14 protein-coding genes are annotated in these 14,786 nt (G+C 69.1%); 5 read left to right on the top strand and 9 right to left on the bottom strand.

The genetic code is table 11. From position 1 onward, the window contains the following. Positions 1–88: 88 nt before the first annotated feature. From FNH24_RS00140 to rsmA, 3 genes are all read right to left on the bottom strand, one after another. The gene (locus FNH24_RS00140) at positions 89–1,282 is read right to left on the bottom strand and encodes a low temperature requirement protein A (protein WP_246186677.1); all 1,194 of its coding nucleotides are present in this window, start codon (positions 1,280–1,282) and stop codon (positions 89–91) included. Between the two features lie 99 nt (positions 1,283–1,381). Further along, positions 1,382–2,302, bottom strand: coding sequence for a 4-(cytidine 5'-diphospho)-2-C-methyl-D-erythritol kinase (locus tag FNH24_RS00135; RefSeq protein WP_152360112.1), 921 nt, complete (start codon positions 2,300–2,302; stop codon positions 1,382–1,384). 9 nt (positions 2,303–2,311) lie between these two features. After that, a complete protein-coding gene (rsmA, locus tag FNH24_RS00130) occupies positions 2,312–3,217 on the bottom strand; it encodes a 16S rRNA (adenine(1518)-N(6)/adenine(1519)-N(6))-dimethyltransferase RsmA (RefSeq protein ID WP_152360111.1) in 906 nt (301 codons plus the stop codon). Positions 3,218–3,304: 87 nt separating this feature from the next. Here rsmA and FNH24_RS00125 point away from each other — a divergent pair, with 87 nt between their 5' ends. After that, complete coding sequence (locus FNH24_RS00125) at positions 3,305–4,114, top strand: Stf0 family sulfotransferase (protein WP_152360110.1); 810 nt, start codon at positions 3,305–3,307, stop codon at positions 4,112–4,114. A 79-nt stretch (positions 4,115–4,193) separates the two neighbouring features. Here the strand turns inward: FNH24_RS00125 and FNH24_RS00120 are convergent, their stop codons facing one another. The 6 genes from FNH24_RS00120 to rsmI all read right to left on the bottom strand — a co-directional run bounded on the left by FNH24_RS00120 (position 4,194) and on the right by rsmI (position 8,409). Continuing rightward, complete coding sequence (locus FNH24_RS00120) at positions 4,194–4,562, bottom strand: DUF5615 family PIN-like protein (RefSeq protein ID WP_152360109.1); 369 nt, start codon at positions 4,560–4,562, stop codon at positions 4,194–4,196. Beyond that, entirely contained in the window at positions 4,559–4,801 is a 243-nt protein-coding gene (locus FNH24_RS00115) for a DUF433 domain-containing protein (RefSeq protein ID WP_152360108.1), read from the bottom strand. Before FNH24_RS00115 ends, FNH24_RS00120 begins: the two co-directional genes overlap by 4 nt. Positions 4,802–5,049: 248 nt before the next feature. Further along, the gene (locus FNH24_RS00110; protein ID WP_152360107.1) at positions 5,050–5,859 is read right to left on the bottom strand and encodes an isocitrate lyase/PEP mutase family protein; all 810 of its coding nucleotides are present in this window, start codon (positions 5,857–5,859) and stop codon (positions 5,050–5,052) included. 168 nt (positions 5,860–6,027) lie between these two features. Continuing rightward, the gene (locus FNH24_RS00105; protein WP_152360106.1) at positions 6,028–6,633 is read right to left on the bottom strand and encodes a nitroreductase family protein; all 606 of its coding nucleotides are present in this window, start codon (positions 6,631–6,633) and stop codon (positions 6,028–6,030) included. Continuing rightward, positions 6,633–7,550 carry a TatD family hydrolase gene (locus FNH24_RS00100; RefSeq protein WP_152360105.1) on the bottom strand — a complete coding sequence of 306 codons (918 nt, stop codon included), beginning with the start codon at positions 7,548–7,550 and terminating at the stop codon, positions 6,633–6,635. Before FNH24_RS00100 ends, FNH24_RS00105 begins: the two co-directional genes overlap by 1 nt. Continuing rightward, positions 7,537–8,409, bottom strand: a complete 873-nt coding sequence (rsmI, locus tag FNH24_RS00095) for a 16S rRNA (cytidine(1402)-2'-O)-methyltransferase (RefSeq protein WP_152360524.1) — start codon at positions 8,407–8,409, stop codon at positions 7,537–7,539. Before rsmI ends, FNH24_RS00100 begins: the two co-directional genes overlap by 14 nt. Positions 8,410–8,545: 136 nt before the next feature. Here rsmI and FNH24_RS00090 point away from each other — a divergent pair, with 136 nt between their 5' ends. The 4 genes from FNH24_RS00090 (at position 8,546) to FNH24_RS00075 (ending at position 14,613) form a co-directional block, all read left to right on the top strand. Continuing rightward, the gene (locus FNH24_RS00090) at positions 8,546–10,216 is read left to right on the top strand and encodes a dolichyl-phosphate-mannose--protein mannosyltransferase (protein WP_425486871.1); all 1,671 of its coding nucleotides are present in this window, start codon (positions 8,546–8,548) and stop codon (positions 10,214–10,216) included. Between the two features lie 322 nt (positions 10,217–10,538). Then, the gene (locus FNH24_RS00085; protein ID WP_152360103.1) at positions 10,539–11,522 is read left to right on the top strand and encodes an ABC transporter permease; all 984 of its coding nucleotides are present in this window, start codon (positions 10,539–10,541) and stop codon (positions 11,520–11,522) included. Between the two features lie 2 nt (positions 11,523–11,524). Next, positions 11,525–12,472 (top strand): ABC transporter permease, encoded by a 948-nt coding sequence (locus FNH24_RS00080; protein WP_152360102.1) that lies wholly within the window; start codon positions 11,525–11,527, stop codon positions 12,470–12,472. Next, complete coding sequence (locus FNH24_RS00075; RefSeq protein ID WP_152360101.1) at positions 12,469–14,613, top strand: dipeptide ABC transporter ATP-binding protein; 2,145 nt, start codon at positions 12,469–12,471, stop codon at positions 14,611–14,613. The genes FNH24_RS00080 and FNH24_RS00075 overlap by 4 nt, the downstream gene beginning before the upstream one ends. Positions 14,614–14,786 lie beyond the last annotated feature (173 nt).

Genomic DNA, 14,786 nt, shown 5'->3' with positions numbered 1-14,786 from the left:
GTCCGACCCCGAGCGCGCATCATTGCCTCATTTCCGGAACGCCTAAATTCGGATTAAGCGTAAGCGATAACTCCCGTCGTGGCGAGAGTCAGGCCGGATAGAGCCGCGCGACCCTGATCTCGACCGCGACCAGCACGGCCAGGACGATCCCCGCGACCAGCTCCGGCATCGGGGTCGCGGTGCCGGCGAGGATCAGCGCCGAGGCGCCGAAGAACGGGCCCCACGTGCGCACCGACGCGTCGTGATGGCGGAGGTGGATCAGCCAGATCATGATCAACAACACCGCCACCGGCACCGTCACCGCGAGCCCGGTGGTCAGCGCGCTGCCGTGGTGCTCGGAACCGGACCAGTAGTCGACCCGGGCCGCCAGCCCGGCACCGACCGCGGCCGCGGCGCCGAAGATGAAGTAGTGGCCGAATCCCCACACCATCTCGAAGTTCTGGTCGGCCCGGCCCTCGCGGCGCAGGGTGGGCGCGGCCGAGCGGGAGAAGTAGAGCCACCAGACGCTGAAAACGATCAAGACCCCGGAGCCGACCACGATCATCACGGCCGAGGTCCAGAGTTGATCATCGACCAGGGCGCCCTGGATCGCCAGGGTGGTGGACAAAACCGTCTCGCCGAGCACGATGATGAAGAACAGCCCGTACCGCTCGGCGATGTGGTGCGGATGCCAGGGAGTCTGCCCGGCCCGCTCCGCGAACCACGGCACGATCAACTCGAAGATCACGAAGAGGACGAACAACGGCACCAACGCCGCCGGGGCTGCGGCCGAGATCGGGATCAAGGCGATCCAGCAGAGCTGGACGATCACGATACCGACGGCGTAACGCAGGCAGGTCCGTCGTCGCTCCGGATCGTGGTAGGCCGCTCGGAGCCACTGCGCCACCAGGGCGATCCGCATGATCACGTAGCCGGTCACGCCGAGCAGCAGCTTGCCCTCGAACATGTCCGGGATCCCGGCGGCGATCACCAGCGAGCCGACGATCTGCAGGATGGTCAGCAGCCGGTAGACCACGTCGTCGTTGTCGTACGCGGAGCCGAACCAGGTGAAGTTGAGCCAGGTCAGGAAGATCGCGAAGAACGCCAGCATGAACCCGGTCAGACCCTCGACCGCATGGTGATCGGAGATGTGGTGATGGAACTCGGCGGCGGCCTGCGCGATCGCCACCACGAAGCAGAGGTCGGTCAGCAGCTCCAGCGGCGAGGCCGCCCGGTGTGATTCGGCCGGATCCCGCGGCCGCAGGGCTCGGATGATCGGCAGGGTTCCGCGTACGTTCTCCACAGCAAGTCATCGTCCCCCACCGGGGCGCCGACCCGTCACATCCGCGTCGACACGCCGCCAAAACGCCCGCGGATCTGACGGGTCAGCGGGGTTGGTGGGTCAGGTCACGACGCGGGCGCCGTGGACGGGGCCGACGGCTCGGCGGACGGAGCGGCAGATCCCTTCGGCGCTGAGCGCGACGGACAGCTCGATGGCGGCCGACTCGGAGCCGGCGAGGAAGGCGACGGTCGGGCCGGAGCCGGAGACCACCGCGCCCAACGCGCCGAAGTCGAGCCCCGCGTCGAGCACCCGGCGGAGCACCGGCCGCAGGGTCAGCGCGGCCGGCTGCAGATCGTTGTCCAGCGACTCGCCCAGCGCCGCCGCGTCGCCGGCCCGGAGGGCGTTCATCAACTCGTCGGCCACGGTCGGCGGCGGCGCGGTCCGGCCGCCGAGCTCGTCGTACAGCCCGTACACCTTCGGCGTGGACAGCCCCTCGGTGCCGAACGCGAGCACCCAGTGGTAGCAGCCGCGGGCCAGCGCCGGCACCAACTGCTCGCCGCGGCCGCTGCCGATCGCGGTGCCACCGACCAGGGCGAACGGGACATCGCTGCCGAGCTCCGCCGCGATCGCGAGCAACTCCTCCTGCTCCAGGTCCAGCGCCCACAGGGCGGCGCAGGCGACCAGCGCCGCGGCGCCGTCGGCCGAACCGCCGGCCAGCCCGCCGGCCACCGGGATCGCCTTCTTGATCGACAATCGGACGCCCTCGGCCGGCGCGTAGGCCTCGGCCAGCCGGCGCGCCGCCCGGATCGCCAGGTTGGAGTCGTCGGTCGGCACCAGCTCGGCGTCCTCGCCGGAGACCGTGACGGTGAATTCGCCGGCCGGCGCCGGCTCGGCGACCAGGTCGTCGTACAGCGAGATCGCGTGAAAGACGGTGGCCAACGGGTGGAATCCGTCCGGTCGCGGCGGGCCGACCTTCAGCGCAAGATTGATCTTGGCCGGCACGCGGACGCGTACACCGGTCGGAGGCAGAGCGGCAACCACGCTTCGAGGCTAGTGCCCGGCCGAATCACCCGAACGGTCGACCCGGGCCAACGCCTCCGCGATCCGAGCGAAGTCGGCGATCTCCAACTGCTCGCCCCGCACCTGCGGGTCGATCCCGGCGTCCTCCAGGACGACGCTCGCCGCGGCGGAGGAGCCGACCAATCCGGCCAGCGCCGAGCGCAACATCTTGCGCCGCTGCGCGAACGCGGTGTCGATCACGGCGAACACCGCGGCCCGGTTGGCTGTCGTCTCGACCGGCGGCCGTCGGGCCAGCGCGACCAGGCCGGAGTCGACGTTGGGCACCGGCCAGAAGACGCTCGGCGCCACGCTGCCGACCCGCCGCGAGGACGCGTACCAGGCCAGCTTCAGCGACGGGATGCCGTAGGTCTTGCTGCCGGGGCCGGCCACCAGCCGATCCGCCACCTCGGCCTGCACCATCACCAGCCCGTGCTGCCAGCTGTCGAACGTCGCCAGCAGATGCAACAGCACCGGCACGCTGACGTTGTACGGCAGGTTGGCGACCACCTTGGTCGGCGGCTCGGGCAGCTCGTCGACCCGCAGCGCGTCGGCGGTGATCACGGTCAGCGCCTCGGCGCGGGCCGGGGCCAACCGGGCCACCGTCGCCGGCAGCGCGCCGGCCAGCAGCGGGTCGATCTCGATCGCGATCACCCGCCGGGCCCGGTGCAGCAGGCCGAGGGTCAGCGACCCCAGGCCCGGCCCGACCTCGACCACGACATCGTCCGGCGTCACCTCGGCCAGGCCGACGATCCGCCGGACCGTGTTGGCGTCGGTGACGAAATTCTGGCCGCGCTGCTTGGTCGGCCGCAGCCCGAGCTCGGCGACGAGACCGCGGATCGCGGTCGGGTCGAGCAGCGGCTGATCGTCCCGCTGTCGCTGATCATGCTCGGAGGCCACGGGTGAGGATAACGCGAACCGACCGGTAAGGTGCCGCGGGTAAATCCGTGGGAACAGGAAGGTGACGACGCATTGTTCGGCGAATCGTTGACCGATCGCATCCTCCAGTTGGGCCTGACCCCCGCCGACGCGGGCCGGCTGCTCGAAGCCAGCCCCGCTCGGCTGCGCGGCGTAGGCGGCGATCCGGCGGCGATCTTCGCGCCGGCCCGGCGCAAGGTCGGGATGCTGTTCACCTCCCGCTCCGGCACCACCTTCTTCGTCGACATCCTCAACCGCTCCGGCGTGTTCGGCGGCATCCGGGAACACCTCAACGGCTACCGGCAGCGGACCGGGGCGAAGAAGTACAAGTCGGCGTCGATGGCCGACTATCTGACCGAGACCGTGCGCCGCTACAGCTCGCCGGCGGGCGTGTTCGGCTTCAAGGGCACCGCCGAGGCGCTGCTGCCGCTGGCCCAGGTGGGCGAGCTGCCCGAGAACGCCCGTCAGTGGTCCTGGATCACCGTCCGCCGGGACGACATCGTCGCGCAGGCGGTGTCACTGTTCCGGGCCAAGGCGACCGGCGTCTGGCACTCCGTCGGCAAGCTGTCCGGCAAACCGCCGATGCCGCCGTACGACTTCGTCGGGATCGAGAAGCAGATCGAGCTGATCCAGCGCAAGCAGGGCCACATCGAACGCTTCATCGCCCACCACGACCTGACCCCGCTGCGCCTGGTCTACGAGGACTTCAAGGACGATCCGACCGACGCCCTCAAGGCCGTCTTCCACCACGTCGACCTGATCCCGCCGGCCAATCTGGCCGAACTCGTCGCCGAGGGCGAGTTCACGATCATGGCCGACGACCAGAGCCAGCACTACGCCGACCGCTTCCGGGCCGAGAGCACGTACCAACTGGAGTGACCGGAATCCGGCGCGCGTTGCCCGAACCGACCCGTTGAGCGCCAAATTCCCGAACCACCGCTGAATTCCGGTCAGTCCCTCAGGCCAACGGCAACGGTCGGACTCGGATCACGTTCGGAGAGAAGACAACGATCGCGCCAGCCGCAAGGGCATCCCGGACCTGGTCGAGGTTCGTCGCCAAGAGGACTCCCTGCTCCATAACCGAGAGGGACAGCAATTCTCGGACGAGGACGACGGATGGTTTAGTGGTCCGGTCGACAGCCAGCAGGGCGCCGAAGTCGGTATCGGCAGTCACGATGACCAAACCGTGCTCGACGGCGTGGTCGAAGATCTCCTGGTCCGTCGCTCCCGCTGCAAGCCTCTCGTGGACGTGTTCAGCCGTGTCATCCGACCCAGTCAGGTGATCGCACAGACGCGGCGAGAGATTCTCATCGACGAGGAATCTCACGCAGTCGGCCGAAGATCCAGATGGTATTCGTTCTCGGCCAGAGCAGCCGAGTACGCCAGCGCTTGGCGAATGTCCTCGCCCTCCAGGTACGGATACTCATCGAGGATGACCTCTGTGCTCTTTCCCGCAGCGAACATCTCGACGATCATTCCCACCGAGATGCGAAGTCCTCGGATGCACGGCTTGCCACCCAACTGCGCCGGATCAACCGTGATCCGGTCGAACCGCCTGGTAGTCATGCTCGTCAGAATACGCCCACACCGACGGCCAGCCGCGGAGGTTCACCGGGTCGAGCGGCAGGAACAGCTTCGTCGCGACCAACGAAAGTGGACCGAGACCCGACTGGGTCCTGGCATCGATCCGACGGGCGCTCGAGCTGAGCCGGCGGCGTGGCGCGGCATGATCACGTACCGTCACGAATCAGGAGTGCAAGAAACGCGCGGCAGGATCCGGGATCGCGGCCCGTTGCACCCCCGATTCGTGTCTGTCAGGCCGCGGGAGGGTCCGTCAAGGTCGCGAGCGAGTCAGCAAACGCGCGCATGGTCTGTCCCCACAGCAGGCCGCCGTAGCTGATCCGGGCGATGCCGTGCGCCGCCAGGTCCGCCACCGCGGCGCCGTCCGGCATCGTAGAGATGTTGATCATGCCGCCGGTCTCCCCGGCCAGCGCGCTGATCTGGTCCGGCTGGTGCAGCGCGATCGGATAGACGCAGTCCGCACCGGCGGCGAGATAGCGGTGGGCGCGGTCGACGACGTCGGGCAGGTGGTGCTCCTGCGGCGCCGGTCCGGTCTGACCGCTGTGCAGCCGCGCCACGAACTCGCCGACATAGTTGTCGATCCGGGCGTTGATCACCAGCGGATAGTGCTCGGCCTCGGCCGCCGCGCGGACCGCGGCGATCCACGCGGCCTGGTCGCTCGGATCCCGCTGCTGGCGGGTGCTGTGGTCGGTGTCCTCGAGGTTGCAGCCGGCGGCTCCGATGCTCCGCAACTCCGCGACGAACGTGGCCGCGTCCAGCCCGTAGCCGGCCTCCGCGTCGACGGTCACCGGCACCTCGACGCCACCGCACATCCGCCCCGCCGCCGCCAGCATCTCCGCGCTCGGCGCGCCCTCGTGGTCGTCGAAGCCGAGGGCGGCCGCGACCCCCATGCTGGTCGTCGCCACGACGGGATAACCGGCCTCGACCACCATCCGCGCCGATGCCACGTCCCACGCGTTCGGCAGCACCAAGGGCTCCCCCGGGACGTGCAGGGCCTTGAGCAGCTCGCACTTGCGGTCCAGATCCTTGATCTCTGATTCCATGATCACTCTCTCAGCTGGATTCGATGACGCGCCGACCACCGACGCTCACCACAAGGACGATCGCAAGCCGAAGAGTGTGACAGGACCACACCGGTACCCGGCGACTGAGCCGAGTTGTCAGAACTGAGTAGCCCCAGGACACAACTCAGTTCTGACAACTCGGCGTGGTTACCAGTGGTGGTGGCGGATTTGGTCGTTGGCGGGGCGACGGGGGCGGCGGGTGGGTGAGCCGGGGGTGCCGGCGGAGGCCGGATAGCCGAGGGTGATCACGCCGGCGGAGAGTTGGTCGGTCGGCACCCCGAAGCGGCGGCGGACCTCGTCCTGCTGCTCCGGGGGGATGCCGAAGAAGCAGCCGCCGAGGCCGGCGTCGACGGCGGCGAGCAGGATGGTCTGGGCGGCCATCCCGGCATCCACCCACCAGTACGGCGCCGACCAGCGGGCCGGGTCGCGGTCGGTCCAGCCCTTGTCCGGCTCGGCGTAGCGATCGAGATAGGCGGCCTCGGAGGTCCAGACCAGGATCAGCACCGGCGCCGACCGCATCCCGGCCAGCCAGGACGACCCGACGGCCGAGTCATCGTCGTCACCGGTGGCCGACCAGAAGCCGGCCACGTCGTCCGGCCGGTCCAGCACCAGGAACGAGACCCCCTGGGTGAAGCCGGCGGTGGGTGAGCGCCGGCCGGCCTCGGTCAGCCGGTCGATCACCTCGGCCGGCACCGGATCCGGCCGGTAGTCCCGGATCATCCGGCGCCGCCGCAGCACGTCCGTCAGCTCCATCAAGCCACTCCCGTCTCGGTCCCGTCCTCGTGCTCGGCCCAGCCGCCGCCGAACGCCGTGTCGGCGTTGGCCGCCAGGGCCCGGCAGACCTCGGTCAGGTCGCGGCCGAGCACTTCGGCCATCGTCCGGGCCGTGTGCGGGATCAGGTACGAGGCGTTCGGCCGGCCGCGGTACGGCTCCGGGGTCAGGTACGGCGCGTCGGTCTCGACCAGGATCCGGTCCAGCGGGGTGATCGCCAGCGCCTCCCGCAGCGGGGCCGCGTTCTTGAACGTGACCGTACCGGCGAAGGACAGATAGCCGCCGCGATCCAGGCAGGACCGGGCGAAGGCGGCGTCGCCGGAGAAGCAGTGCATCACGATCCGGTCCGGCGCACCCTCGGCGTCGAGCACGTCCAGGATCGGCTGATGTGCGTCCCGGTCGTGGATCATCAGCGCCTTGGTGTGCTGCTTGGCCAGCGCGATGTGCGCCGCGAACGCCTCCCGCTGGATCGCCAGCCCGTCCTCGGACCGGGTCCGGTAGCTGTCCATCCCGGTCTCGCCGACCGCCCGGACCCGGGGGTGGGCGGCCAGCCGGGCGATCTCGGCCAGCCCGGCGCCCAGCTCGGCCGTGGTCATCCGGGCGGCGTCGTTGGGATGGATCGCCACCGCGGCCACGACCGACGGGAACCGTTCGGCGGCCTCGACCGCCCACCGCGACCCGGCCACGTCGCAGCCGACCTGGACGATCCGGCTCACCCCGACCGATGCGGCCAGGGCCAGGGCTTCGGCCGGCGCCAGGTCGGTCTTGCCGTCGGCCACGTCGAGGTGACAGTGACTGTCCACCACCGGGTACGGCAGCGGCACCGGCACCGCCGGTCGGTCCAGGTTGCGCCGCTGCCCCTGCTCAGTGGTCTCGGTCCGCCGCTCACGCGCGTCCATCCGGCTCCTTCGTCGTCACTTCCGGCTGCCGCGATCTCGCCGCCAGGACGGCCGCGTACAACTCGTTCTTGGCCAGCCCCTGCGCGGCCGCGACCTCGGCCACGGCCGGCTTGAGCTTGGCCCCACCCGACACCAACGCGAGCACCGCGGCGACCGCGTCGCCGGTGTCGCCGCGGCTCGCCGGCGCCCCGGCGACGACCAGGGTGACCTCGCCCCGGACCCCGGCGGCGGCCCAGTCGGCCAGCTCGGCCACGGTGCCGCGCCGGACCTCCTCGTAGGTCTTGGTCAGTTCGCGGCAGACGACGGCCCGGCGGTCGGCGCCCAACTGATCGCTCATCGCCCGCAGCGTCTCCTCGGTCCGGTGCGGCGCCTCGAAGAAGACGGCGGTACGGGGCTCGCCGGCCAGCTCGGCCAGCCGCCGCGAGCGCTCCCCCGCCTTCCGCGGCAGAAAGCCCTCGAAGCAGAACCGGTCGGTCGGCAGCCCGGACAGCGCCAGCGCGGTCAGCACTGCCGACGGGCCCGGCACCGCGGTCACCGCGATGCCCTCCTCGACCGCGGCCGCGACCAGCCGGAACCCGGGATCGGAGATCGACGGCATCCCCGCGTCGCTGACCACGGCCACGGTGGCCCCGCCGCGCAGCAGTTCCAGCAGCTCCGCGGCCCGCGCAGCCTCGTTGCCGTCGAAGTAGGACAGCACCCGGGCCGACGTCTCGATCCCGAGCCGGTCCAGCAACCGGCGCAGCCGCCGGGTGTCCTCGGCCGCGATCACATCGGCGGCGGCCAACAGTTCGCCCACCCGGGGCGACGCGTCGCCGGGATCACCGATCGGCGTCCCCACCAACACGACCCGGCCCACGATTACCTCCGACTTGTCAGAACTCAGTTGCCCTATGACCCAACCAGATTCTGACAACTCGGTTGAAAGGGAGGGTCACTACTATGTCCGGGTGGTCGGAGCCGGCGGTGTGAGTGTGGTCGAGAGATTGCGGGTCGGCATGCCCACCGACCGGGCCTTCGGCTGGGCGATGACGGTGATCATCACGGTGATCGCGTTCGTCATCCGGGTGGTCAATCTCGGCTACCCGAACAAGATCGTTTTCGACGAGACCTACTACGCCAAGGACGCATACTCGCTGCTCCGCTGGGGGTACGAGCGCAACTGGCCGGATTCGGCGAACGACTCGATCGCCGCCGGCAACCTGCACTCCGTGATCCAGGGCATGGACGCCTGCACGAAGGACTGTTCGGCGTTCATCGTGCACCCGCAGGTCGGCAAGTGGCTGATCGCCTCCGGCGAGTGGCTCTTCGGGATGAACGCGTTCGGCTGGCGGTTCGCCTCGCTCGTCTTCGGCAGCCTGTTGATCTTGATCACCATTCGGCTGGTCCGCCGGATCTCCCGGTCGACCTTGATCGGCGGGCTGGCCGGGCTGCTGCTCGCGTTCGACGGGCTGGCGTTCGTGATGTCCCGGATCGCCTTGCTGGACATCTTTCTGGCGGTCTTCATCATGGCCGCGATCGCCTGCCTGGTCGCCGACCGGGACTGGTTCCGCAACCGACTGGCCGACCATCTGGTCGGTCGCGGCCTGGCCGATCTGAACGGACAGTTCGGCCCGGCCCTGTGGATCAGGCCGTGGCGGATCGCGGCCGGCATCTGCTTCGGGCTGGCGATCGGCACCAAGTGGAACGCGCTCTATCCGCTGGCCGCGTTCGCCCTGTTGTCGCTGGCCTGGGATGTCGGCGCCCGCCGGGTCGCCGGCGCCGGGGTGCGATCCAGCTGGGCGATCATCCGGGACGGCGTCCCGGCCTTCGTCTCCCTGGTCGTGCTGAGCGTGATCATCTACGTGGCGACCTGGGCCAGCTGGCTGGCCGGCAGCAAGGGCTACCTGCGGGACTGGGGTCAGAAACACCCCGATTCGCTGTCCGTCCGGCTACTCGGCGACCCGTTGGCCTCCCTGCTCGCGTACAACCAGGCGATGCTGAACTTCCACACCGGCGACGGCATCGCCGACGCGACCCATCCCTACGACGCGAAACCGTCGGGCTGGCTGATCCTGTCCCGGGTGATCGGCATCGACGCCGTGCTGGACATCCCGGGCGGCAGCGACGGCTGCCCGGTCGGCGCCGAGAAGTGTTACCGGGTGATCACCGGGCTGGGCACGCCGGCGTTGTGGTGGGCCGCGGTGATCGCCCTGGTCGCCGCCCTGATCCTCTGGATCGGCGGCCGGGACTGGCGCTTCGGCATCCCCGTCGTCGGGGTGCTCAGCAACTGGCTGCCCTGGTTCCAGTACACGGACCGGCCGCAGTTCCTGTTCTACGCGATCACGATCATCCCGTTCTCGGTGATGGCGGTGGCGCTGGTTTTGGGCCGATTACTCGGGGACGGCTCCGACCTGCGCGAGCCCGATCCGGCGGTCGCCGCGCCGAGGCCGGCCCGGGCCGCCCGGGGACGACCGGCGCACGCCCGCGGTGAGCCGGCCCGGGCCCGGTTCGACGTGCTCTCGGCCGGTCAGCTCCCGCTGGACCGCCGGGCGCTGGCGGCGATCGCGATCGGCGCGTTCGTCGCCCTGGTCGGCGCCAACTTCGCCTTCATCTACCCGATCCTCACCGACGCCGTGCTGACCTATCAGCAGTGGCAGGCGCGGATGTGGATCCGCGGCTGGATCTAGGACGCTCCTGATAACGGCCCGATAACGTTCAACCTGCGTCCCGGGCACAAGTCCTGTTGCGAGAAGGTGACAACGCGGGGGAGATGCGGCGAAATCGGCGCATCGGGTTTAGAGTCTCGCAAGTGGGAGCTGCGGTGACCGCCGACGCTCCCGGTGCCCTGGGGAGGACACCCTTGCTGAACGTGATCGAGTCGTCGACGCCTGCCCGGAAATTGTCGTCCGGTGCCGGGCGCCGACCCGTCGCGTTCCGGGCCCGCGACCCACTAAGGTCCTGGCACGTGAATCCGTTCGCCGGACCGGCACAGCATGGAGGACTTCATCGGTGATCAGATATCTGGTTAGGCGTCTTGCGGGCTGGCTGCTGATGATCATCGTCGCCACGAACATCACCTATTTCCTGGCCAACTTCTATCTGCATCCACGATCCAACTACGTGGGCCGGCAGCCACCGGTGCCGGAGCACACGGTCGACGGGCTGCTGAACCAGTACAACCTCAACGACAAGATCAACGTCGTCGAGCGGTGGTGGGGCTGGATCACCGGCATCGTCACCCGGTGGGACTGGGGCATGAGCCCGGTCGGTGAATCGGTCAACCAGCAGATCGAGTTCCGGGTCTGGATCAGCGCCCAGCTGGTCTTCACCGGCGTGATCATCGCGACCGCCCTGGGCATCGCCTTGGGCGTCTACACCGCCTCCCGGCAGTACAAGCTGGCCGACCGGGTCGGTCAGGGCCTCTCGATCATCACCCTGAACATCCCGGTGGTCGTCGCCGCGCTCGGCGTGGTGCTGCTGGCGATCCAGTTCAACCAGTCGGTCGGCCGAACGATCTTCTACGTGGTCGGCGCCCAGAACGACGGCGTCTCCGGCATCGGCCCGATCATCGTCGACAAGGCCCAGCACCTGATCCTGCCGACCATCGTGCTGGTGCTGACCACCTATGCCGGCACCCACTTCCTGCAACGGTCCCTGCTGCTGGACAACATCAGCGCCGACTACGTCCGGACGGCGCGGGCCAAGGGGCTGACCAAGGCCCAGGCGGTCCGCCGGCACGCGCTGCGCACCTCGCTGATCCCGGTCGCGACCCAGGTCGCGTTCTCGATCCCGGCCCTCTTCACCGGTGCCATCCTGACCGAGACGATCTTCGCCTGGGAAGGCATGGGCCGCTACTTCATCAAGACGATCGCCACCAACGACGTGCACGGGGTGGTGGCCACGGCCGCCTTCGGTGCCCTGATGACGGCGATCGGGGCCATCCTGTCCGACCTGACCATCGTGGTCCTGGATCCGAGAGTGCGGGTGAGCTGATCATGTCGACCGAAGTGATGAACGTTCCGGGTCAGTCGGGCGATCCCGATCATGATCCGACCGCCGAGCTGCTCCAGGGGGCTCAGCCGCGGCGCCGGCTGTCCCGGCGGATGCTCTACCTCCGCCGGTTCCTGCGCAACAAGCCGGCGGTCGGCGGCATCGTGATCTTGATCGTGATCATCCTGTTCTCGATCTTCGGCGGGTTCCTGGCCCAGCACGACTACCTGGCGCCCGACTTCACCGCCCTCACCGCCGAGCCGGACGCCGAGCACTGGTTCGGCACCAACGCCGGCGGCAACGATCTGTACGCCCAGACCGTGCACGGCCTGCAGCGATCGCTGCTGATCGCCCTGATCGTCGCGGTCGGGACGACCGTCATCTCGGCCGTCGTCGGCGCCTCGGCGGCCTACTTCGGCGGGCTGTACGAGCGCGGCGCGCTGCTGGTGATCCACTTCCTGATGGTGGTGCCGACCTTCCTGCTGATCGCGATGATCTCCAACAGCTCCGGCGGCAACTGGCTCGTGGTCTCGGGCATCCTGGTGCTCACCGGCTGGTTCTTCCAGGCCCGGGTGATCTGGACCCTGGCCCTGTCGTTGCGGGAGCGGGAGTACGTCTCAGCGGCCCGCTTCATGGGCGTCCGCGGCTTCTGGATCGTGATCCGGCACATCATCCCCAACATCGGCTCGCTGCTGATCATCCAGTTCACCCTCGGGGTGGTCGGGGCCGTGCTGACCGAGACGAGCCTCTCGTTCCTCGGCTTCGGCATCAAGGCGCCGGACGTCTCGCTCGGCGCCCTGATCGGATCCGGCGCCAACACGATCTCCAGCGCGCCGTGGCTGTTCTACTTCCCGGCCGCGGCCCTGACCCTGCTCACCGTGTCCATGGCGCTGGTGGCCGACGGCCTCCGCGACGCCTTCGACCCGACCTCAGCCGCGGGAGGCCACGCATGACGACTCCGTCGACCGGCATCATCACCGACGGCGGGACCGGCTCGGGCCGCCACGATCCGAACGCGCCGCTGCTCGCGGTCCGCGATCTCAAGGTCAGCTTCCCGTCCGAGGCCGGCCGGGTCGACGCCGTCCGCGGCGTCTCGTTCGACCTGCGACGCGGTCAGACCCTGGGCATCGTGGGCGAGTCCGGCTCGGGCAAGTCGGTCACCTCGCTCGCGATCATGGGCCTGCTGGCCGACTCGGCCCGGCCGGGCGGCTCGGTCAAGCTCAACGGGCGTGAGCTGCTCAGCCTGAACGACAACCAGATGTCGAAGATCCGCGGCAAAGAGATGTCGATGATCTTCCAGGATCCGCTGTCCTCGCTGACCCCGGTCTATTCCGTCGGGCACCAGCTGGTGGAGGCGATCACGACCCACAACCAGGTGTCCAAGAAGGACGCCTGGGATCGCGCGGTCGATCTGCTCAAGCTGGTCGGCATCCCCAATCCGCAGTCCCGGGTGCGATCCTTCCCACACGAGTTCTCCGGCGGCATGCGGCAGCGCGTGGTGATCGCGATCGCCATGGCCAATGATCCGAACCTGATCATCGCCGACGAGCCGACCACCGCGCTCGACGTCACCATCCAGGCCCAGATCCTGGACGTGCTCGAGGTGGCGCAGGAAGAGACCGGCGCCGCGGTGATCATGATCACCCACGACCTCGGGGTGATCGCCGGCAACGCCGACGACGTGATCGTCATGTATGCGGGCAAGCCGGTCGAGCAGGCCCCCGTCAACGAGCTGTTCTACGAAACCCGGATGCCGTACTCGATCGGGCTGCTGGCCGCGATCCCGCGGGTGGACGAGAAGCAGAAGACGCCGCTGGTCCCGGTCAAGGGCAACCCGCCGTTGTTGATCAACCTGCCGCCGGGCTGCCCGTTCGCGCCCCGCTGCCCGGCCGTGATCGACGCCTGCCGCGACGCGGAGCCCGAGCTGGGCGAGGTGCCGCCGCTCGGCCTGGTCGACTCCGAGGCGCCGCTCGGCGAGTGGGGCCGGCACCGCGCCGCCTGCATCCGGTCGGCCGAGATCCGTGAGGGCATGATCGACGGCAAGCCGATCTTCGGGGTCCCGGAGCTGCCCGAGAACGAACTGACGGCCACCCCGCGGGACGAGCGGCCGTCGATGCTGGCCGTGGACAACCTGACCAAGACCTTCCCGTTGCTCAAGGGCGCCCTGCTGAAGCGCCGGATCGGCAACGTGTACGCGGTCAACGGGATCAGCTTCGACATCCGCGAGGGCGAGACGATGGCCATCGTCGGCGAATCCGGGTGCGGCAAGACGACCACGCTGCTGGAGATCATGAATCTCGCCGAGCAGCCCGACGGCGACCTCCGGGTCGGCGGGACCAGCGTGGCCGGACTCTCGGCCCATGACACCCGCAAGCTGCGCCGGGACCTGCAGATCGTGTTCCAGGACCCGATGGGCGCGCTCGATCCGCGGTTCACCGTCTTCGACATCATCGCCGAGCCGATGAAGGCGCTGAACTACTCCGGCAAGGACGTCAACGAGCGGGTCGGGGAGCTGATGGAGCTGGTCGGGCTGGACCCGACGCACAGCGACCGGTTCCCGGCGGCCTTCTCGGGTGGTCAGCGGCAGCGGATCGGGATCGCCCGGGCGCTGGCCACCAATCCCAAGGTCGTGGTGCTGGACGAGCCGGTCTCGGCCCTCGACGTGTCGATCCAGGCCGGCGTGATCAACCTGCTGGACGAGCTGAAGGTCAAGCTCGGCCTGTCCTATCTCTTCGTCGCGCACGACCTGTCGGTGGTCCGCCACATCGCCGACCGGGTGGGCGTGATGTACCTCGGCAAGTTCGTCGAGTACGGCGACATCGACGCGGTGTTCGACAATCCGCAGCATCCGTACACGCAGGCGCTGTTGTCGGCGATCCCGGTCCCGGATCCGGTGAAGGAACGGACCCGGGAGCGGATCCTGCTCAGCGGTGACCTGCCCAGTCCGATCGACGACTCCCCCGGCTGCCGGTTCGCCACCCGGTGCCAGCTGCGGGTGACGTTGCCGGAGCAGCAGCAGTTGCGCTGTGTGTCGGAGACACCTGAGTTGACCGGCGTGGAGGGCAAGCACACCAATGCCTGCCACTACCGGTAGGGGGAAGAAAGTGACGGATGGGTTCGGGGGAGTCTCGGATGGGTGACGATTCGACGCGTCGCTCCAGCCGCCGACAAACCCGGTCCTATTCTGTTCGACGGCATGTCCAGGGGGTTGGATCTGCCGGATCAGCGACCGATCATGCGAAGTTTGTCCGCGCGCCTGCGCGTACA

The organism is Microlunatus speluncae (genome assembly GCF_009299835.1).
GTDB lineage: Bacteria > Actinomycetota > Actinomycetes > Propionibacteriales > Propionibacteriaceae > Microlunatus > Microlunatus speluncae.
This window is presented reverse-complemented; position numbering and strand designations above follow the sequence as displayed.